Annotated in this window: 24 protein-coding genes; 5 read left to right on the top strand and 19 right to left on the bottom strand. The window is 39.0% G+C overall.

The genetic code is table 11. The annotated features are described in order from the left end of the window. Positions 1-3 precede the first annotated feature (3 nt). The 4 genes from ACEXOE_RS19080 to recR all read right to left on the bottom strand — a co-directional run bounded on the left by ACEXOE_RS19080 (position 4) and on the right by recR (position 3,870). Positions 4-447: a QcrA and Rieske domain-containing protein gene (locus ACEXOE_RS19080; protein ID WP_394750454.1), complete on the bottom strand. Its 444-nt coding sequence runs from the start codon at positions 445-447 to the stop codon at positions 4-6. Between the two features lie 77 nt (positions 448-524). Then, positions 525-1,703, bottom strand: a complete 1,179-nt coding sequence (locus ACEXOE_RS19075; protein WP_394750453.1) for an AIR synthase related protein — start codon at positions 1,701-1,703, stop codon at positions 525-527. Between the two features lie 126 nt (positions 1,704-1,829). Next, complete coding sequence (locus ACEXOE_RS19070) at positions 1,830-3,155, bottom strand: dihydrolipoamide acetyltransferase family protein (RefSeq protein WP_394750452.1); 1,326 nt, start codon at positions 3,153-3,155, stop codon at positions 1,830-1,832. A 94-nt stretch (positions 3,156-3,249) separates the two neighbouring features. Beyond that, a complete protein-coding gene (gene recR / locus ACEXOE_RS19065; RefSeq protein WP_394750451.1) occupies positions 3,250-3,870 on the bottom strand; it encodes a recombination mediator RecR in 621 nt (206 codons plus the stop codon). A 99-nt stretch (positions 3,871-3,969) separates the two neighbouring features. Between recR and ACEXOE_RS19060 the strand changes: the two genes are divergently transcribed. Next, positions 3,970-5,457 (top strand): sodium:solute symporter, encoded by a 1,488-nt coding sequence (locus tag ACEXOE_RS19060; protein ID WP_394750450.1) that lies wholly within the window; start codon positions 3,970-3,972, stop codon positions 5,455-5,457. On the opposite strand, the gene ACEXOE_RS19055 is transcribed toward ACEXOE_RS19060, so the two are convergent. From ACEXOE_RS19055 to ACEXOE_RS19035, 5 genes are all read right to left on the bottom strand, one after another. Then, positions 5,454-5,825, bottom strand: coding sequence for a CoA-binding protein (locus tag ACEXOE_RS19055; RefSeq protein ID WP_394750449.1), 372 nt, complete (start codon positions 5,823-5,825; stop codon positions 5,454-5,456). The two genes, ACEXOE_RS19060 and ACEXOE_RS19055, sit on opposite strands and share 4 nt — an antisense overlap. Before the next feature lie 429 nt (positions 5,826-6,254). Continuing rightward, positions 6,255-6,590, bottom strand: a complete 336-nt coding sequence (locus ACEXOE_RS19050) for a hypothetical protein (protein WP_394750448.1) — start codon at positions 6,588-6,590, stop codon at positions 6,255-6,257. A gap of 13 nt (positions 6,591-6,603) precedes the next feature. Continuing rightward, positions 6,604-7,614, bottom strand: a complete 1,011-nt coding sequence (locus ACEXOE_RS19045; RefSeq protein ID WP_394750447.1) for a 3-oxoacyl-ACP synthase III family protein — start codon at positions 7,612-7,614, stop codon at positions 6,604-6,606. 92 nt (positions 7,615-7,706) lie between these two features. Beyond that, positions 7,707-9,014 (bottom strand): ABC1 kinase family protein, encoded by a 1,308-nt coding sequence (locus ACEXOE_RS19040; protein ID WP_394750446.1) that lies wholly within the window; start codon positions 9,012-9,014, stop codon positions 7,707-7,709. A gap of 25 nt (positions 9,015-9,039) precedes the next feature. After that, complete coding sequence (locus tag ACEXOE_RS19035) at positions 9,040-9,699, bottom strand: TetR family transcriptional regulator C-terminal domain-containing protein (RefSeq protein WP_394750445.1); 660 nt, start codon at positions 9,697-9,699, stop codon at positions 9,040-9,042. Positions 9,700-10,045: 346 nt separating this feature from the next. Here ACEXOE_RS19035 and htpG point away from each other — a divergent pair, with 346 nt between their 5' ends. Both htpG and ACEXOE_RS19025 read left to right on the top strand, forming a co-directional pair. Next, positions 10,046-11,932 carry a molecular chaperone HtpG gene (gene htpG / locus ACEXOE_RS19030; protein WP_394750444.1) on the top strand — a complete coding sequence of 629 codons (1,887 nt, stop codon included), beginning with the start codon at positions 10,046-10,048 and terminating at the stop codon, positions 11,930-11,932. Between the two features lie 70 nt (positions 11,933-12,002). Then, positions 12,003-12,365: a DoxX family protein gene (locus tag ACEXOE_RS19025; RefSeq protein ID WP_394750443.1), complete on the top strand. Its 363-nt coding sequence runs from the start codon at positions 12,003-12,005 to the stop codon at positions 12,363-12,365. Positions 12,366-12,372: 7 nt separating this feature from the next. On the opposite strand, the gene ACEXOE_RS19020 is transcribed toward ACEXOE_RS19025, so the two are convergent. Together ACEXOE_RS19020 and ACEXOE_RS19015 are read right to left on the bottom strand one after the other, a co-directional pair. Beyond that, positions 12,373-12,786 carry a hypothetical protein gene (locus ACEXOE_RS19020; protein WP_394750442.1) on the bottom strand — a complete coding sequence of 138 codons (414 nt, stop codon included), beginning with the start codon at positions 12,784-12,786 and terminating at the stop codon, positions 12,373-12,375. Beyond that, on the bottom strand, positions 12,770-13,360 hold the full coding sequence (locus ACEXOE_RS19015) for an RNA polymerase sigma factor (protein ID WP_394750441.1): 591 nt from the start codon (positions 13,358-13,360) through the stop codon (positions 12,770-12,772). The genes ACEXOE_RS19020 and ACEXOE_RS19015 overlap by 17 nt, the downstream gene beginning before the upstream one ends. 130 nt (positions 13,361-13,490) lie before the next feature. Here ACEXOE_RS19015 and ACEXOE_RS19010 point away from each other — a divergent pair, with 130 nt between their 5' ends. Beyond that, positions 13,491-13,835, top strand: a complete 345-nt coding sequence (locus ACEXOE_RS19010) for a DUF6249 domain-containing protein (RefSeq protein WP_394750440.1) — start codon at positions 13,491-13,493, stop codon at positions 13,833-13,835. Between the two features lie 301 nt (positions 13,836-14,136). Continuing rightward, entirely contained in the window at positions 14,137-14,538 is a 402-nt protein-coding gene (locus tag ACEXOE_RS19005) for a hypothetical protein (protein WP_394750439.1), read from the top strand. Between the two features lie 97 nt (positions 14,539-14,635). On the opposite strand, the gene ACEXOE_RS19000 is transcribed toward ACEXOE_RS19005, so the two are convergent. The 8 genes from ACEXOE_RS19000 to ACEXOE_RS18965 are packed head-to-tail and all read right to left on the bottom strand — an operon-like array spanning position 14,636 to position 21,081. Further along, a complete protein-coding gene (locus tag ACEXOE_RS19000; RefSeq protein WP_394750438.1) occupies positions 14,636-15,523 on the bottom strand; it encodes a haloalkane dehalogenase in 888 nt (295 codons plus the stop codon). 27 nt (positions 15,524-15,550) lie between these two features. Continuing rightward, positions 15,551-16,015 (bottom strand): MaoC family dehydratase, encoded by a 465-nt coding sequence (locus ACEXOE_RS18995; protein WP_394750437.1) that lies wholly within the window; start codon positions 16,013-16,015, stop codon positions 15,551-15,553. Positions 16,016-16,023: 8 nt separating this feature from the next. After that, complete coding sequence (locus ACEXOE_RS18990) at positions 16,024-16,761, bottom strand: SDR family NAD(P)-dependent oxidoreductase (RefSeq protein ID WP_394750436.1); 738 nt, start codon at positions 16,759-16,761, stop codon at positions 16,024-16,026. A 20-nt stretch (positions 16,762-16,781) separates the two neighbouring features. After that, positions 16,782-17,759, bottom strand: a complete 978-nt coding sequence (locus ACEXOE_RS18985; protein ID WP_394750435.1) for an NADPH:quinone oxidoreductase family protein — start codon at positions 17,757-17,759, stop codon at positions 16,782-16,784. 32 nt (positions 17,760-17,791) lie between these two features. Further along, complete coding sequence (locus tag ACEXOE_RS18980) at positions 17,792-18,796, bottom strand: NADP-dependent oxidoreductase (protein WP_394750434.1); 1,005 nt, start codon at positions 18,794-18,796, stop codon at positions 17,792-17,794. A gap of 34 nt (positions 18,797-18,830) precedes the next feature. Continuing rightward, positions 18,831-19,580, bottom strand: a complete 750-nt coding sequence (locus tag ACEXOE_RS18975) for an SDR family NAD(P)-dependent oxidoreductase (RefSeq protein ID WP_394750433.1) — start codon at positions 19,578-19,580, stop codon at positions 18,831-18,833. 48 nt (positions 19,581-19,628) lie between these two features. Continuing rightward, positions 19,629-20,009, bottom strand: a complete 381-nt coding sequence (locus ACEXOE_RS18970; RefSeq protein ID WP_394750432.1) for a hypothetical protein — start codon at positions 20,007-20,009, stop codon at positions 19,629-19,631. Position 20,010: 1 nt separating this feature from the next. Further along, positions 20,011-21,081 carry a phosphotransferase family protein gene (locus ACEXOE_RS18965; protein WP_394750431.1) on the bottom strand — a complete coding sequence of 357 codons (1,071 nt, stop codon included), beginning with the start codon at positions 21,079-21,081 and terminating at the stop codon, positions 20,011-20,013. Position 21,082: the final 1 nt, after the last annotated feature.

Raw genomic sequence — 21,082 nt, 5'->3', positions numbered from 1 at the left:
TCTTTATTCAAAAATTCGGAGCATATCTCCTGTAAGTTCCGTATTAAATATCTTTAAAGGGTTACTGGTAATACTATTCAGTGGTTGTCCACTCTGATCAAAGCGGGCGCCGTGTGTAGAACACCTAAAGATGCCACCATTATCATCCAGGAAGCGAACTTCCTCTGTTTGTTGGTGACTACAGACCTGACTTGCCGCAACATAATTGCCTTCTAAATTTTTAACAATGACGACGAAGTTTCTTAAAATAAAGTCACCATTATTCTGCAGTCCGGCGCCATCTGCCGAATTCAGATCAATGGTAAAATCAACACCTGTAGGTATGGGTTTCATGTCCTCAGGAGCAACATCGTCTCCTCCATCTGTAGAACAACCTTGCGCACAGGGAAAGACCAAAGCAAATGCCGCACCGGCACCTAAGGTCCTAAGAAATTGTTTCCTTTCCATAGTAATTTGGGGTATAACGTTAAGTTCAGTACTATTAGAACAACGTTATAAAAAGGATAATCGTATATGTGATCTTGCTAATATGTGAAGATTCCGTAGGGGCTTTCTATCGTCAGTTTTTTCTCTTTTGAAGCTTCTACCCTACCCACAATTTTGGCAGCGACTCCAAAACTTTCCGAAATTTCGATAATATCTTGGGCAATTTCCGGATTTACATACAGTTCTAAACGGTGACCACAATTAAAAACCTGATACATTTCTTTCCAATCGGTTCCAGATTGTTCCTGTATTAATTTAAACAAGGGTGGCACCTCAAAAAGATTGTCTTTAATGATGTGCAGATCATCTACGAAATGAAGGATTTTGGTCTGTGCCCCTCCACTGCAATGCACCATTCCATGAAGGTCTTTTGCTGTATACTTTGTGTTTATTTTCTTGACGATGGGAGCGTAGGTTCGGGTTGGGGACAGCACCAATTTTCCGGCATCCAATGGAGCTCCTTCCACCGCATCGGTCAGTGTAGCAGTGCCTGAATATACCAATGCTTCCGGAACAGCAGCATCAAAACTTTCCGGGTATTTTTCTGCTAAATATTTTGAAAAAACATCATGGCGGGCCGACGTTAGACCATTACTTCCCATTCCCCCATTATAGGAGGTTTCATAAGTAGCTTGTCCAAAAGATTCCAGGCCTACAATAACATCGCCTGCTTGTATATTGGCATTGTCTATGACATCGCTTCGCTTCATGCGTGCCGTGACTGTAGAGTCCACAATTATAGTCCGTACCAAATCTCCTACATCTGCAGTCTCCCCTCCTGTTGAATGTATGCGAATCCCATGCTTGGAAAGATCTTCTATAAGTTCTTCCGTACCATTGATAATTGCTGAGATAACCTCTCCCGGGATGTTGTTTTTATTGCGGCCAATAGTTGAAGACAACATGATATTGTCCGTAGCACCCACACAGATCAAATCATCTATATTCATGACCAAGGCATCCTGAGCAATGCCCTTCCAGACGGAAATATCACCAGTTTCTTTCCAGTACATATAGGCCAATGAAGATTTTGTTCCTGCTCCATCGGCATGCATGACCAAACAATAGTCTTCATCATTCGTTAAGTAGTCTGGAACTATTTTACAAAATGCCTTAGGATAGAGGCCCTTATCGATATTTTTGATGGCATTGTGCACATCTTCTTTCGAAGCAGAAACACCACGTTGCTGATAACGTTCACTATGGGATGAGCTCATGGTCATTAGTTTGGCGCAAAAATAGCGCAATACTTAAAAAAGAAAAGACGAATGCCATAAAAATTATATTTATTTATTCACTCTTCCTTAAAAGTAACATTATAATATCGGGGAAACCTGTTATTCCTAGAACTCCCGGTTACTGTCCCAAGATTCCAAATACTCTGCCACGGCTTTGATAAACATACCTCCCAAAGCACCATTGACCACTCTATGGTCATAACTATGGGATAAGAACATTTTGCTGCGGATTCCAATAAAATCCCCTTCAGCAGTTTCAATCACAGCAGGCATTTTACGGATAGCTCCCAGAGCAAGAATTCCTACTTGTGGCTGATTAATGATCGGTGTTCCAAAAACACTCCCAAAGGTACCCACGTTTGTCACCGTATAGGTACCTCCTTGTATTTCATCAGGTTTCAAAGCATTATTTCTGGAACGTGTGGCCAAATCATTTACCGCTTTGGTCATACCCACCAGGTTCAACTGATCCGCATTTTTAATCACCGGTACAATAAGGTTTCCATCGGGCAATGCCGCTGCCATACCAATATTGATATTCTTTTTCTTTATGATTTTATCCCCATCCACAGAAATATTCAACATCGGGAAGTTCTTTAGTGCTTTTGCAACGGCTTCCATAAATATTGGAGTGAATGTCAATTTCTCCCCTTCACGTTCCTGAAAGGATTTTTTCACTTTGTTTCTCCAATTTACAATATTCGTTACATCTACCTCAATAAAACTCTGTACATGGGCCGAAGTCGATACACTGGCGGCCATATGTTGGGCAATGAGTTTTCCCATACGGGTCATCTCAATGGTCTCATCTCCCGCCGCAACCGGTACTGGTGCAGCAGCTGGTTTTGAAACAACCTTGGCCGGAGCAACTTTTTCTGCTACTGGAGGCGTTGTGGTTTTAACGCCTGATTTTCGTTCTTCTACGAAGTTTAGGATATCATTTTTGGTTACTCGGGCTTCTTTTCCCGTACCAACGATAGCATCCAGTTCAGCTACGGAAATACCTTCTTGTTTGGCTATATTTTTTACCAAGGGGGAATAAAAACGGGTAGTCCCATTAAAATCCACAGTGCTGGCTGTAGCCGTATCTTTCGCTACAGCTATATTATTTTCCAATTCCGCAACAACTTCTTCCTCTACAGCACCAGCTGTCTCTTCTTTTGGTGTATCCACTGCGACACTTTCTTCTCCTTCAATTTCAATGATAGCCACCGTCTGCCCTACTTTAATAACATCGTCAATCGCAAAGCGTTTTTCTACCAATACACCATCAACTTCACTGGGAACCTCTGAATCTACCTTATCGGTAGCGATTTCAAAAACGGCTTCATCCATCTCAATGGTATCGCCAACTTCTTTCAACCAAGAGGTAAGGGTTGCTTCTGCAACACTTTCCCCCATCTGCGGTAACTTTAATTCAAACTTTGACATATTCTTATTTAATGGGCTTTCAGGATTAATTTTTTTGCAAAAATAATAAAAAGAAGGCCATATTTTTGAATTTAATATATTTTTATGCTTTTATTTAATTCGCCTTCATGGAATTTTCAAAAGGTATTCTATTCAGAATACTTCTTCCCAGGGTTACTTCATCAGCATATTCCAATTCATCTCCTACCGCAATACCTCTTGCAATGGTGGAAGTCTTTACAGCGGTTCCATCCAGTTGTTTATAAATATAAAAATTAGTGGTATCTCCTTCCATCGTGGAACTCAGTGCAAAAATAAGTTCTTTTATTTTACCTTCCTTAACCTTTTGAATTAAGGAATCTATAAATAGATCCTGGGGGCCTACTCCTTCCATAGGTGAAATCTTCCCTCCCAACACATGGTACAAACCTCTATATTGTCCTGTATTTTCAATAGCCATGACATCCCTAATATCTTCCACAACGCATACAACAGTTTCGTCTCTTTTGGGATTTGCGCAAATTTCACAGAGCTTGGTATCCGAGATATTATGACAACTGGAACAAAACTTAATTGTTCCCCTGAGTTCCTGAAGGGCATTGGTTAAATGTGCCGTTTGTTCCTTAGGTTGTTTTAACAAATGTAACACCAATCGTAAGGCAGTTCTTTTTCCAATCCCTGGAAGTTGAGACATTTCGTAAACAGCATTTTCCAAGAGTTTCGATGAAAATTCCATAGCTACAAAATTACGATATTATTCCCGTAAATTTGGTCCTTCCATCAGATTGTATTCCTTACTTAAGTTTTTGTATTTTGCATCTATAATTTACTTTTTATGACGGCTTTTCAAATTCTACTGCTCATTGGTGGATATTTCCTATTACTTTTAGTAATCTCCCATTTTACGGGAAAAAATGATTCCAATGTCGATTTTTTTAAGGCCGGAAAGAAATCCCCTTGGTATCTTGTTGCATTTGGAATGATAGGCACTTCCCTATCTGGGGTTACTTTTATTTCTGTTCCAGGTTGGGTCGATGGAGCGCAATTTGGCTATATGCAGGTCGTCTTCGGGTATTTATTCGGTTATTTTGTTATTGCCTACGTATTGCTTCCCATTTATTACCGTTTGAACGTCACCTCTATCTACGAATATTTAGAACAGCGCTTTGGGGTCACCAGTTATAAGACCGGCGCTTTTTTCTTTTTTATATCCCGGGTATTAGGTGCCGCATTTCGTCTTTTCCTGGTCACCTTGGTATTGCAACAATTTGTGTTCGACGATTTTGGCATTCCCTTTGAGTTCACCGCGGTGCTCTCTATTGTATTGATCTGGATCTATACGTTTAGAGGTGGAATTAAAACCATTGTATGGACCGATACCTTACAAACTTTTTTTATGCTTTTGGCTGTTGGCCTTTCCATTTATTTTATCAATGATAAATTGGATTGGGATTTTGCAAGCTTTTTAGCTTCGGATGAGCTTAAAAACTATAATACTATCTTGTTTACCGAGGACTTTTTAGCCAAAAATCATTTTATAAAATCCTTCCTCGGAGGCGTCTTCATCACGATTTGCATGACGGGTTTGGATCAAGATATGATGCAAAAAAACCTAAGTTGCAAAAACTTGAAGGAAGCGCAGAAGAATATCATTTCTTTTAGCATCGTACTGGTTCTCGTGAATTTTGTATTTCTGCTGCTAGGAGCACTTTTATTTATTTATGCCGATGCCTTTAATATTGCAACACCTATGATGGATGGAAGTCCAAAAACAGATTTGCTATTTCCGGAAATAGCTATGAATTCCGGATTGGGAATTCTGGTAACCATGACATTTATGCTAGGGCTTATTGCGGCTGCGTATAGTAGTGCCGATAGTGCCTTGACGGCCTTGACCACCTCCTTTTGTATAGATTTTCTGAATTTTGGCAAGAAAACAGAGTTGGAACAAAAAAGAATTCGCAAGAAAACCCATGTGGGTATGAGCGCACTTTTAGTTGTCGTGATCATTATCTTTAAACATGTATTGGATAGAAATGTCATTGACAGCTTACTTACCGTAGCAACATATACTTATGGGCCATTACTAGGGCTTTTTGCCTTTGGTATTTTCACAAAATATAGCATTAAGGATCGGTACGCCTGGATTGTTGCTCTAGTGGCTGTACTTATTATTTATAGTATTGCCAATATTCCAAAGGAATATTTAGGAGGTTATGTAGTGGGTTATGAATTATTACCCATTAACGGACTTTTGACTTTTATAGGTTTATTTTTAATTCGACAATCCAAAACTGGAGGAAGTTTAAAGGCAAAGAATTAATGGGTTTCGTCATATTGATGCGTAGCCAATAGTACTAATGTACAAGCTTGGACCGGTACAATATCATATTTTCTTAGCAACGGATAAAACTCAGGGTTCTCTGTTCCTGGATTAAAAATCACTCGGTTCGGTCGTAATTGAATAATTTTGTCGTAATATAAGGCTTGAATTTTAGGATTAACATACAAAGTGATGGTGTGAATATTTTGAAAGTCATCCAAATTCGTTTTTATTTGTATTCCGTGAATTTCTCCTGGTCGAATACCATACGCGACCACTGACTTCTTAGCATCTACCAAACGTTTTATAGCAATGCCGCTATAACGACCTGGTTTTGTGGAAGCTCCGAAAACAAGTGTTGTCATCATGGGGATATTTTTGGTGTTAAAGTCTGTTAAGTATTGTAACTATTTAAATAAAACCGCGTCTTTTGTAGAAGAGATTAAATCTTTGATAAGTTATATATTTTATAGTTAATGGTTAGTGTTTAGTATAGCTTATCAATAAAAAAACCCGAGGCAAATGCCTCGGGTTTTGAATTTATTTCCTTATTCACCTCATCTCTAGATAGATACTCTATTCCTTTTTAAAAAAATTAATTCAGGTATGTTAAAATATGCATACTCGCGTAACAATTCATATTTCGTTTCGTCATTACTATAACATCGATCAAAAGCATAATTTGGTTAGCTTTACTTAGAGGGTTAGTTGGTTTTCTCTAAAAAGTGCACCAAAAGAAAACCCGGGAGATATCCCGGGTTTTTAAGTATCTAGCTGCACATGTTTGCTACATTCTCCTATTCTTTGTTCAATTCTTGTTCCAGACTTGTTTTCTTTTGCTGCAAGGCTTTCATTTTTTGTCGCTCTTGATAGGTCCATACAGTATGTCCCAGAAAACAAAAAAGCGTATAAAAGATAAGGGATAAGGCTCCAATTTTCAGGTAGTTCATGCCCGTAATATCCCTCATTGTTCCCTCAAAACCTCGTTCATGAAATGGTGCCCAAAGGGAAAAAACAATCCCAAAGAAAATTATTTTAATACGATTTTTTCTAAAAAACCCAGATTCTTTGTGAAGACGTGCAATCTTAGCTTTGGTCGCCAATGGTGCCTTTTCCTTATAGTACCGAGACATTAGGCATGGAGCTTTACCATTTCATAATAACACTGCCCCAAGTAAAGCCACTTCCAAATGCGGCAAGTACCACCAAATCTCCTTCATTCACTTTTCCTTCCTGCCATGCCTCGGTCAATGCAATTGGAATAGAAGCAGCTGTTGTATTCCCATAACTCATAATATTATTGAATACTTGGTCATTGCTAAGCTTGAATTTCTTTTGAACAAATTGGGATATTCTTAAATTGGCTTGATGGGGTACCAACAAATCGATATCGGCAGGTGTCAATCCATTGGTTTGAAGACCTTCCATAATTACTTCACTAAAACGCACTACGGCATTCTTAAATACAAATTGCCCGTTCATATAGGGGAAGTAGGATTCGTCTTCAGGATCATTATCCTCAATAATATCATTGACCCATCTTTTTCCCATTCCTGGAGCAATCAGCGACAACTCTTCGGCATGTTGGCCTTCGGAATGCAAATGTGTGGATAAAATACCTTTTGAAGTATCTTCTTCCCTGCTTAAGACCGCCGCACCCGCGCCATCTCCAAAAATAACAGAAACCGCCCTTCCACGTGTTGTCATATCCAATCCGTGCGAATGTAGTTCTGAACCAATGACCAAAATATTCTTGTACATGCCACTTTTAATGTACTGATCGGCCACAGACACTCCATAAACAAAACCAGAACATTGGTTTCTAACATCCAAAGCGCCTACGGTTTTTATTCCCAAATCCCGTTGCACCAATACTCCGGGTCCCGGAAAGTAATAATCCGGACTTAGTGTCGCAAAAACAATAAAATCAATATCATCCTTATCTATGCCAGCACGTTCAATAGCTATTTTGGCGGCCTTTACGCCCATTGTGGTCGTAGTATCGCCATCGCCTTTTATGACATGACGCCTTTCCCTGATTCCTGTACGTTCCTGAATCCAGGCATCATTGGTATCCATGATTTTTGAGAGGTCATCGTTAGTAACCACATTTTCGGGCACATAGTGTCCCAAACCTATTATTTTTGAGTTGTACATGTTATACGGAAATCTTTATATCTATTGGTTGAATTAAAAATCTAATATAGCCAAAATATTAAGAGTACATTTTTTTCTGCCCCACTTTTTAGCTATAGGTATTTCTTAAAACTGTTTACACTTACCTTAGCTTTTAAATCATGTAAAAGATTATAGAGTCCAAAAAATGTCCTGTTGATATATAGAAAGTGTTTCGATCCACGGTTACCGTTCATTTTTCTGATTTGTTCATCCTTGGAATAACGTTCGCTCAGGGCTGCAATACGTTCCCAGAATCCGCTAGATCCAAAATCAAATTCCTCTTCATGAAAAGGCATGGTAAATAAGGTCAGTAGTTCTTTGAACATTTCAGTAAAAAACTTCAACTCTTTTGGAGAATCTGTGGCAGTAAGAATCTCTAGTTCGAACAGCTTTTCCTTAAAAATAATGTCATTCTCAATATTTTCTTTCTTGGCCAATTCAAAGTAAGGCACGTAAAACTCTTTGGGTACTTCCTTTATACAACCAAAATCAATAGCTATCAAAGTTTCCTTTTCACTGACTAAAAAATTCCCTGGATGCGGATCGGCATGTACTTTTTTTAACCCGTGCATTTGAAACATATAGAAATCCCATAAGGCCTGTCCCAATTTATTTCCAAGTTTGGCATCAAAGGCAGTGCGCGTAAATTCACTAAGGTGTTTTCCTTGCATCCAATCCATGGTAATAATCCTTTCACTGGACAGTTCTTCGTAGTAGGAAGGAAATTCCATATTAGGAATACATCGGCAAGCTCTTGTAATTTCATTGCTTTGTTTCAATTCCAAAATATAATTGGTTTCCTCAATCAGTTTATGCTCTACCTCTTTAAAATATTTTTCGGAATCTTTAGCTTTAAGATTAAACATCCGTATGGCAATGGGTTTCACCAAAGCCAAATCACTACTGATACTTTCTGCTACACCCGGATATTGAATTTTTACAGCTAATTGCTTATCATCTTTTGTTGCCTTGTGAACCTGACCAATGCTGGCGGCATTTATAGAATCTTTCTCGAAGGTATCATAAATGTCCTCAGGGTATTTCCCCAAATACTTCTTAAAAGTTTTGCGTACCAAAGGTGCGGAAAGCGGGGGAACGGAAAATTGGGATAGCGAGAACTTTTCTACATACGCTCTAGGCAGCATATTTTTTTCCATGCTCAGCATCTGTGCCACTTTTAGGGCACTGCCTTTAAGACTTTTTAAACCATCGTATATGTCCTCTGCATTATTTTCGTTCAGCTCATCCTTTCCCAATTCGGGATTCACCAATTTTTTTCCGTAATATTTTATATAATTACCTCCAATTTTGGCCCCGGTTTTGACCAATTTCCCGGCGCGCTCAATCTTCCCCGTAGGTATTTTATCCAGTGTTTTCAAGCTATGTATTTTTTTGAATATGGGTTTAGGCAAAATTCTCTTTATACAAGAACTTTCCAAAATCTATAATACTATCCAAAGGGGTGTTATCGAAAAGGTCGAAAGCGGTATTCACTGACTTTTCAATAGCCAAATCTGTTTTTTCAAAGCCCGCGGAAGTATCATCCATCCAAAATTTCAGCAAAAATAAAAATTGGAGCCATACGCCCTCAGAAAACAATTTTGGATTGTGTTTTGTAATTTTTAATGTCTTTGTGCTGTTCGCTTCTTCGATCAGCATTGTAGCAAACTCTTTTAAGCGATTACGCAATTCCTTTAGCTGTGTCAATCCCTTTAAAGGGCTTCCGCTTTCTTGTAGGGCAAAGAGTACATAACTCCTATTTAGTGTAAGCAACTCGAAAAAAGAAAAGAAAAAAGTGAGGAGTTTTTCCCTGTTGGAAAAAGAAGCGTACTCTTCATTCTTTTCCATTACCGCTTCCGTGTTCTCGTACAACCTCATCCAAATTCTTTTTCGGAGTCCTTCAAAGGAGCCAAAAAATGCATAAAATGCTTGTTCCTCTATCGCATTATTTTTACAGAACTTGTATACCGATTTGGGCAAGACGCCATTTTCAAGGACGTCATCCATATAAAGTGCAATAATGGTATCTTCTGTATGCTTTTTTGAAGTAGATTTTGCTGTCATCGTATTTTATTTTGTATACTCAAAAGTACAATTATATTAAACAATTAACTGTTAACAAAGCAAAAAATGCTTTATAAAAAAAGTACTTTCCTAGCAGAAAGTACTTTTTTGAACAACCAAACCAATTAATGTCTCAATCCATTATATTGCTATAATCGATATGAAAGCTTTAAACAAAGATATAAATTTTGTTTATCAAAAACTAATAAAGATTAAACAAAATTAAAAATAATCGATTTCTTGGTTTCATTTCCGCTTTAAAAAATCATGCCACTTTGTCACTCCTAGGACTTATGGTATTTTTTTTGACTAGGGAAGATTAGAAATAACTTTAAACTATATAAAAATGGCTACAGGCAAAATCAATGTTTCTGTTGAAAACATTTTTCCATTAATAAAAAAATTCTTGTACAGTGACCATGAAATTTTCTTACGGGAGTTAATTTCAAATGCCACAGATGCTACGATCAAACTAAAACACTTAACTTCTATTGGTGAAGCTAAAGTAGAGTACGGCAACCCCATTATAGAAGTAAAGATAGATAAGGAAGGGAAAAAAATCCATATTATCGATCAAGGTATCGGGATGACTGAGGAAGAAGTTAAAAATTATATCAACCAAGTGGCTTTTTCTGGTGCGGAGGAGTTTTTAAATAAATATGAGGATTCTGCCAAAGATGCAGGAATCATAGGTCATTTCGGATTGGGATTCTATTCGGCCTTTATGGTGGCAGATAAGGTAGAGATCATTACAAAAAGTTATAAGGACGAAGCTGCTGTGCATTGGTCTTGTGATGGTTCTCCTGAATTTACCCTGAAAAAGGCCAAAAAAGAAGACCGTGGTACAGAAATCATTTTGCATGTTGCCGAAGATTCTACAGAATTTCTGGAAGACAGTAAAATCAGTGAACTGTTAAAAAAGTATAATAAGTTTATGCCTGTTCCCATTAAGTTTGGAACAAAAACAGAAACTTTACCGAAACCCGAAGGTGCCAAAGAAGAAGATCCCGCACCCACTCAGGAAGTTGATAATTTCATCAACAACCCTAATCCGGCATGGACCAAACAGCCGGCAGATTTAGAGGAAGAAGATTATAAAGGTTTTTATAGAGAATTGTATCCTATGCAATTTGAAGAACCTCTATTTCATATCCATTTAAATGTAGATTACCCTTTTAACTTAACGGGAATTCTCTATTTCCCTAAAATGACCAACGAACTCAACGTTCAAAAGGATCGCATTCAGTTATATCAAAATCAGGTTTTTGTGACCGATAACGTAGAAGGTATCGTCCCTGAATTTTTAACGATGCTAAGAGGTGTTATTGATTCTCCGGATATCCCGCTCAATGTTTCCCGTTCGTATCTTCAAGCCGATGGTGCGGTGAAGAAAATATCGTCTTACATCACAAGAAAAGTTGCCGATAAATTGAATTCTCTTTTCAAAAACAATCGTGAAGATTTTGAGGCAAAATGGAACGATATCAAAATTGTTATTGAATACGGAATGCTATCTGAGGAGAAATTCTTTGACAAAGCCGAAAAGTTTGCATTATACCCCACAGTAGACGGTACCTATTACACTTTTGAGGAGCTTCAAGAAAAAATCAAAGATAATCAGACCGATAAGGATGAAAAATTGGTCATCTTATACGCTTCCGATAAGGAATCCCAGCATAGCTATATTGAAGCCGCCAAACAAAAAGGGTATGAGGTACTTCTTTTGGATTCTCCAATTGTATCGCATTTGATGCAAAAACTGGAAACTTCCAAAGAGAAGGTTTCTTTTGCTAGGGTAGATACCGATCATGTAGACAATCTGATCAAAAAAGAAGATACCCAGATCTCTAAATTGTCCGAAGAAGAGAAAGAAAAATTAAAAACGGAGCTCGAAGAAGCTATTAAGGAAAAAGGATTTACCATTCAACTGGAAGCTATGGATAGTAATGCCTCTCCTTTTATTATTACGGAACCTGAATTCATGCGCCGTATGAAAGAAATGCAGCAGACCGGAGGCGGCGGAATGTTTGGAATGGGTGGAATGCCTGAAATGTACAATTTGATCGTGAATACGAATCACGAATTGGTCAGTACCATTTTAAACACCAAAACGACCAAAAAGAAAGAGCGATTGATCAATCAATCTTTGGATTTGGCACGTTTGTCCAAAGGACTACTCAAAGGAGAAGAACTCACCAATTTTATCAATAGGAGTTATGACATGGTAAAATAATTCCAACATTCTCTTAAAATGATAGAGCGATTGGTTTAAAAGCCAATCGCTTTCTTTTTATCTTTACCCCATGAATTATCCTTGGCACCTATACTTAATGGCCTTGCTCTATATATTTGCCGGCATCATGCATTTTATAAAACCTAAGATGTATTTGCGCATTATGCCAAGGTATTTGCCCTATCCTAAAGCCTTGGTTATTTGGAGTGGTATCGCGGAAATCCTATTGGGCATAGGATTGTGTATTCCCCTATTGAAAACCATATCAATTTATGGCATTGTTCTTATGCTTTTTGTTTTTTTATTAGTGCACTTTTATATGCTTTCCGGAAAAAAAGAAGCTGCAGGAATTCCCAAATGGATTCTTATACTACGAATTCCATTACAATTTGTATTGATGTATTGGGCGTATTCCTACCTTTCACTGGCATAGAAGCCTTTTAGAGGGCAGTATAACGTTTGTCTACATAACGTTTTAAGAAATAAATTTGAACGTAGATATAAAATAAAAGCCCCAAAGCCCCATATACATATGTAGGAGCTATGGATATATTGGAAAAAGCATTTGCTATAGGGTTAATATAGGCCATCATCTTGATTTCTATCCATTCCAATTCGGTGGTAGTACTTCCAAACATTAAAAAGCTGACAAAAATACTTGCCATGATCACAAAAAGGCCAACCAGAGAATTTTGAGATATCAAAGGTTTATAGGTCGTTATATCCAGTTGTTTCTTTTCTAGATTGACTTTTGCCAATACTTTTGAGGTAAAATCCAAAGAAGGAGCCTCCAGGCCTGCTTCTTTTACGATCTTCTTTATAAAAATGTCTGTAGTATTATCTTCTTTGTTCATACTTTTCCACGGTTTCAGGCGTTAATTTTGTTCTTAAAATCTCTGCCAATTTCTTTCTTGCCCTAAACAAACGTACTTTGAGTACATTCGTTTCTTTTTCCATAATTTCCGAAATCTCTCCTAAAGATAGCTCTTCAAAATAATGGAGCGTAATTAAAACGCTATCATCTCCATTTAATTCTTGGATGGCACTTTTTAAGATAACCATTCTATCCTTACGTTCCAAATCGTCCAAAACGGATGAAATAGAGGGAATATAATATTCGGTCCCAACATCGATAGGAGTCGTATCTACCCTATTTTTTTGTTTTTTTAGGACATCCAAACTTCTATTATACGCAATCCTATAAATCCATGACGAGAATTTTGAATCTCCCTTGAACTTTTCCAAATTGCCATAAACCTTAATAAAGGTGTCTTGTGCAACTTCTTCCGCTTCTTCCTTATTTTTCACCAAGCGTAACGCCAACGTATATACCATATGCTTATAGCGCTCTACAACTACTGAAAAGGCATTGGTATCCCCTTCAATAATCTTATCGATATAATATTGATCGTTATGGCGTTGGTTCATCTATTCTATAAGACGACATATACATCACCTTGGTTACATAATAAAAAAAAATTAAGACAATTGTAACCTCTATTAAAAAACAATCGTCCTATGTAGCAAATAGTTTATTCATCAATTAAAAACATGTGATATGGTAGGAGCTGTATTTATTATTCTTTTTATAATCATTTTTGGAATTTTTTATCTATACTTTTCAACGCGAAATAGAGAGCGATTGGCCTTAATTGAAAAAGGGGCCGATGCCAATATATTTGTTAAGGCCAAACCCGAAAGAACTGCCCCCATCTGGAAAATTCTCATCCTGAACACAGCACTCTTGCTAATGGGTATTGGCGCCGGCGTAGTTATTGGAGGCCTATTCCGAAATTTCAATGTTGAGGAAGAAGTTGCTTTTCCGGGCTCAATTTTCTTTATGGCAGGGACAGCACTTTTAATAGGATTCTTTATTACCAAAAACATGGATAAAGAGGACTAGCGTATTTTACACCCCAAAGTTAATCCACTTAAAACCATCGCATTATAGCGATGGTTTTTTATTTTTAACAGCTATCTCCAAAAATGGACCGTCCTGATTCTTGAATATGCACAAAAATGTAGGTCATTGACCACAATTGTCCTAAATTCAGAAATCCAAACCTTTATTTGTAGGAAAATCTAGGCTACATTATGCTATTCTCGCACCTTTGCACCCCGCTAAAAAAACAGCCTTGTTATTGAAGCGAAACAAAACATTGTCGACTCCCTCTCGACATCAAGAACAAACAAAAGTTAAGGTTATGAAGTGTGTTGAATTGAATCCGGTTGATGGCTTTGATGCTTGGGACCCTGTAAAATTGCAAGAATTGAGAAACGAGCCTATCAGTGATGCTGTGGGAACCCCTTTATTTGAAAATTCTACGATAAAGCTTTGGGAAATTGCCCTTGAACCCAATGAGCGTCTTCCCTTTCGAAAAAGAACCAAGAGTTATACATGGACCTGTTTAACCAATGGTTTGGCAATTACAAGGAATGCCAATGGCCAAATAAAACTATTGCGCTTAAAAAAAGGGGATACCGGATACTGGGAGTTCCAAAGAAATGAAATCATTAGCGATTTAGAGAACATAGGAGAAAATAGCATAAAAATTGTCATCGTGGAATACAAGAGAGTACTCCAAAAAATGCACACCTTGAACTAGCCTATTTATAGCCCTAAAATCCCCCGAAAATAGGGCTATTCCATAAGGTCGTCAAATTTTGACGGCCTTATATTGTCGTATCCCCAAAACCAATCGTTCAACTCAAGAAACCCACCAAGATTTCAGCCAGTTCCTCTCCTTTTTCTTCCTGGATAAAATGTCCCGCGTTGGCAATGATCCGATGTGGTAGTCCTTTTGCGCCGGGCACTTTGGCCTGAAAAAACAGATCTCCACCTTTCATGATTGGATCGGAATCTGCAAAGAGCGTCAAAAATGGTTTTTCCCACTGTTCCAATATAGTCCATGCCGCGTCACAGTCCGGAATAGCGCCATAGGGATCTTCCCCATCGAAAGGAACCAAAGCCGGAAACATCCGGGCACCTGCCTTATAGCTTTCATCTGGAAAAGGCGCGTCATAAGCCGCCATGGTCTCTTGGGATAATTCGGAAACTGTGGCCATCTGTAAAACTGCTCCAGCACTAAAATTAGGGCTGGATTGTGAAAAATCGCGCCATTTTCTAAAAGCTTCATTGGCTTTCACCCCTGTTCTGGGCAAAAAGGTATTGGAAACGGTAATGGTCTTGAAATGGGGTTCCATTTCCGCTGCAATACGCAGTCCTAAGAGTCCCCCCCAATCCTGACAAAACAAATGTATCTCTGTAAGTTTCAACTGTAGTAGGAGGCTTTTTAACCAATCCAAATGATTTTGATAGCTATAAGCTTCTTTGTCCACAGGTTTGTCCGATTTTCCAAAACCTATTAAATCTGGTGCAATGGCCCTAAAACCATTGGACACTAAAATAGGTATCATTTTTCTGTAGAGGTAAGACCAACTTGGCTCTCCGTGCAATAGCAAAATCACAGGGCCCTCTCCTTCATCTAAATAATGCATTTCTAAATTAGGTGCCACCTCACAATAGTTGGGAGCAAAAGGATAATCTTTAAGATGATCAAAGCGGGATTTGGGCGTTTTTAAAATTTCCATAGGGTATTCTTTTTTTAAGTATTTAAGCTATTCAAACATTAAGGAAATAAATTCTGCCACGCAGGCGGGTTTGTCCACCCCTTTAATTTCGACAGTAGTATCCCAAGTGACCTTCAATCCATTGTCTCCATAGGATTCTATGGCATGTATTCTTCCCTTTAGCCGCAGTTCTTGATCAACCATCACCGGATGCGGAAAGCGCACCTTGTTCAATCCATAATTTACGCCCATGGCCATGCTCTTTATTTCCAAAAGATCTCCAAGCATCTTTGACAACAGGGATACCGATAAAAAACCGTGGGCCACTGGTGTTTTAAAGGGAGAGTATTTTTTAGCTTTTTCCACATCCACATGAATCCATTGAAAGTCCAGTGTAGCTTCGGCAAAAGCGTTTATCATCTCTTGGGTAACGGAAATCCATTGTCCTTCTGGCAAAGCTTTTCCTTCAAAAGTCCTAAAATCGCTTAAATTGGCACTGATTAGTTTTTCCATACTTCTTTTTAGCGAGAGACCCCGCCATCAATAGTTAAACATATTCCAGAAACAAATTGTGCTTCATCAGAAGCTAGATAGAGGTAGCCATAGGCAATGTCCAGAGGTTGCGCCGCTTTCTTCAATGGAATTTGTTTTTTTATGGCTTCCATGTGTTCCGCAGGGATTTTTTCAACCATTTCTGTTAGCGTAAATCCTGGTGCTATTGCATTGGCCGTAATGCCATATTTTCCCAATTCTACCGTCCAGGTTTTTGACATGGCAATCACCCCAGCCTTAGTGGCCGCGTAATTAGTTTGTCCAAAATTACCGCGTAATCCTACGTTGGATGCAGCCGATACTATTCTACCATAGCCTGCTTCTTTCATATAGGGAACAACGGCCTGTGTACACAGAAACACTCCTTTAAGGTTTACATCGACGACAGCATCCCACTCCATCTCACTCATCTTCTGCAAAGTTTTATCTCGGGTAATCCCTGCATTATTAATGAGGATATCTATTTTCCCGTATTCCTGATATATTTCCTTCACCGTATTTGCAACAATTTGCTTATCGGTTACGGAAATTCGATGAAATACAGCTTTTCCTCCCTTCGAATTGATGGTCTTAGCGGTCTGCTCACCTTCTTCCAAAACATCCCAAATGACCACAATAGCCCCTTCTTTGGCAAATAATTCTGAAATAGCTTTTCCTATTCCTCTGGCTCCGCCGGTAACAATGGCAACCTTATCTTTTAATCGCATACTTCCTTTTTTCTTGTTTTTTAATCAATTCCTATCACCGCTTTTCCTTTTACCTTCCGTTCCATCATTTCTTCCAAGGCCAATGCCGTATCTTCCAACGGGTAAATTTTATGAATATGGGGTTTTAGTTTTCCCTCCCCATACCATTGCATCAACTGCATGGTATTTTTCATATTTTCTTTCGGTTTTTTCATCGCAAAACTGCCCCAAAAAACCCCTACAAGACTACATCCTTTAAGCAAAGGCAAATTCAGTGGAATCTTAGGAATATTCCCTGCGGCAAATCCTACAATAAGATAACGCCCGTCCCAAGTCATGGCCCGTAAGGCAGCTTCGGTATACGCTCCGCCAACGGGATCATAAATTACATCTACCCCCTTTCCTTCGGTCAAGGCCTTTACTTGTTCTTTCAGGTTTTCTTTGCTATAATCTACCAAATGTGTTGCGCCATATTCTTTACACAGGGCCAATTTTTCTGGCGAGGAAGCGGCTGCGATAACTTTTGCGCCCATTAAATTACCCAATTCCACGGCGGCAAGTCCCACGCCACCAGAAGCACCTAAAACCAATAAGGTCTCCCCTTCTTTTAAATTCCCTCTATTCTTTAACGCAAAATACGATGTGCCATAGGCCATCATAAAAGAAGCTGCAATAGGAAAATCCATTTGCGGAGGTTTTTTAAAGCAGGCATTGGCAGGAACAACAACCTCTTCTGCAAATCCACCATGCACCACAAATCCGAATACCTCATCTCCTTTTTTCAAATGCCTGACTTCGGCCCCCACTTCTTTCACATAGCCCGCAATATCACTTCCGGGCGTGAAGGGCAAATTGGGTTTAAATTGATACAATCCCTGAATAATGAGCGTATCTGGAAAATTAACCCCACTTGCTTTTACCTCCACCAATACTTCATTTTTTTGCGGATGCAATGCAGAAATATCTTTAAGTTTCAATGTATTTGGAGGTCCAAATTCTTCGCATACAATAGCTTTCATACAATAGATTTAGTCATTTTTAGGATAAGGCATCAGTCTTCAATAACTTTAAGCACTAATTTTCCCATTTTATCTCCAGTGAAAAGGCGCGCATAGGTTTCCGGAAAATTTGCGATTCCTTCATAAATGGCTTCTCTGCTCTTTAACTTTCCCTGCATTAACCACATGCCCATTTCTTGGGCCGCTTTTCCATAATCCTGGGCATAATCCAATACGACCATTCCCTGCATACTGGCTCTATTCACTAATAAAGAAAGATAATTGGAAGGTCCCTTTACATTCTCCTTATTGTTGTACTGGGAAATAGCTCCGCAGATGATTACCCGGGCCCTTGTTCTTAATCGCGTTAATGCCGCATCTAAAATTGCCCCTCCTACATTGTCAAAATACACATCTATTCCTTTTGGACATTCTCTCTTCAGTGCATCCATCATATTTTCCGATTTATAATCAATAGCTCCATCAAAGCCCAGTTCCTCAACTACATAATCGCACTTGGCTTTTCCTCCGGCAATTCCGATTACCCGACAGCCTTTGATTTTGGCAATTTGCCCTACAATACTGCCAACAGCTCCAGCAGCACCAGATACCAGCACAATATCTCCTTCTTTGATTTTAGCTTCCTGTAATATTCCAAAATAAGCCGTCATCCCGGGCATTCCCAGTACGCCAATATACATGGGCAAGGATGCCAATTTGGGATCTACTTGATACCAATTGTCTCCATTGGTCACTACATATTGTTGTACACCTCCCCAACCCGTAACAAAATCACCTTCCTTGAATTTAGGATGTTGATTGGATTTAATTACCTGGCCCACAGACCCTGCGCGCATCACATCGTCAATAGCCACTGGCTCTATATACGACCGGGTATCGTTCATCCATCCCCGCATGGCCGGGTCAAGGGAAATATAATGATGCTGTATCAGCACTTCCCCTTCTTTTGGTTCTGGTATACTGTTGGTTTCCAAAGCCCAGGTATCCGCATCCGGCATTCCTTTAGGTCTTTTTTTGAATATGATCTGTTTGTTCATTTTTTGTATCTATTTTATCGTTTAAACCTTAAAATTATAGCGATGTACCACCATCCAAGGTTATGGTCTGTCCCGTAATGAATTTTGTATTGTCCGAAGCCAGCCAAACAATAGCTTCGGCTATTTCGGAAGCATCACCATAACGTTTCATGGGGATGACGCTCTTGAGCATGGCGTCCATATCTTCCCGTGCTGACAGGAGCTGGTCTAATAAAGGAGATGAAGTATAACCCGGACACACGGCATTGATTCGTATATTTTTGGTGGCGTACTCCAGAGCCGCGGATTTGGTCATGCCGACTACAGCAAATTTACTGGCACTATAACTTAAATTGTTCAATGATGCCTTTAGGCCTGCCAGGGAAGCCACATTCACAATATTTCCATGTCCTTGTTCCAACATTTGTTTTAAAGCAATTTTCATACAATAAAAGACTCCTGTTTGATTTACTTGTATGACATTGTCCCAATCTTCCAAGGTATGCCTATCTGTCTTCAATAAATATTTGGGTCCTATCCCCGCATTATTAACCATAACATCCAAACGGCCAAATTGCGTTACTGTTTTCGCTACTAGCTCCTCTACTTCCCCATAAATGCCAACATTGGTCTTAATGCTTATGGCCTTACCGCCAATTTTTGTGATTTCCGAAACTACTTTTGCCGCAGTATCCTCATTAATATCGGATACGATTAGCTGTGCCCCATGCTGTGCAAAATGCAAGGCAGTTGCTTTTCCAATACCCGAACCGGCACCCGTAACGACTACTACTTTATCTTTCATGTTCTCTTTGGTTTCGTTTCCATATTTTCCTTTATCCCCAGCAATTCCTTATTTACAGAATACCAATCTGGAATCCTTTAGGGCGCGTTTGCGCAAATGTCCAGGATATCCCTCCATTTCGATCAGGCTTAAAAAATCCCTTTTTGTAGCATAAGTCACAATAAGGATTTCGTCCCAAAGGTCTTCATCTTCAGGTCCAATGACCATTAAAGAAGGGGCTCCCTTAAAAGTAATCTTAGCGTTAATACGTTGAAAAAAAGGCGTGGCTTTTTCCATATATTCCCGATATACTTCTCTCCCCGTTTTTCCCGAACTCTCATCGACCTCTTTATACTTGAGATAATTGATCATATGTACCGGTTTGTGCTCTGGATATGCTAGTAGTTTTTGTAATATATTTAAGTTGACGTCTGTATATATTTTGTTCATTTTATCCATCGATTTTATGCGTTTGAATTGCTTTTAAGGCCAAATTACAGCAAAGCGCGGCCGCTTTATTCAAATTTGCGAAGCGGGGATCTGTAGTATACCCCTGTTTATATCTAAAATAAATTTGTTGGGCAATAACAGCGATCTTAAAAAGGCCATAGGCATAGTAAAAGACTAAATGATTTATGGAGGCTCCGCTTTTTTTGGCATAGTGTTCCACAATTTCACTGCGTTTGGGATTTCCTTCAAAAATGGTTGGAGATGGAATCCCCTGCTTTACCATATCATGATCGGTATGTATAGTCCAATACCCTAATGAAGTTCCTAAATCCATCAAAGGGTCTCCAAGAGTAGCCATTTCCCAATCCAATACGGCACTTATCTCGTTCCATTGATCATTTTTAAAAACAACGTTGTCGTATTTGTAATCATTATGAATGAGACTGTAGCCATATTCCTTGGGTTGATGTTCTTCCATCCATCGCATCACCTGTGCCGCCGCAGGAACATCATCCGTGGCCGCCTTGATATACTGTTTTCCCCAATTGGTTACTTGGCGAGCCACATATCCTTCCGGTTTTCCTAAATCTGTTAAACCCGCTGCCTTGTAATCTACCTTATGGAGTGCCACAAAAGTATCTAACCATGTCATGGCAATAGTCTCGTAGGCCTTTGGGGGGAGTTGCATTTTTTTTGCTTGTTGATGACTTAAAATAAGGCCATCCATGCGTTCCATAAGATAAAAAGGGCTACCCAGTATAGTGGTATCGTCGGTATAGGCGTACATTTTTGGCACTTTTGAAAATTGTGCTTCGATGGCCTTTTGCACACGATACTCACGCCCCATATCATGTCCTCTTTTTATAGCTCCAAAGGGAGGTTTTCGCAATACATAGTCGGTATCTTCCGTAGTTAAGAGATAGGTAAGATTAGAATAGCCATGCGTAAATTGCGTTACCGAAATGGAAGCATTGCTGCTGGAAATAAGCTTATTTTCATACAAGAATTTTTGCAAGGGAACAATATTCAACTCTTCCCCTTTCCTAACCTTTTGGTGCTTATCCTCGGCCATT

The sequence above is a fragment of the Spongiimicrobium salis genome (assembly GCF_043678055.1).
GTDB classification, from domain to species: domain Bacteria; phylum Bacteroidota; class Bacteroidia; order Flavobacteriales; family Flavobacteriaceae; genus Spongiimicrobium; species Spongiimicrobium salis.
This window is presented reverse-complemented; position numbering and strand designations above follow the sequence as displayed.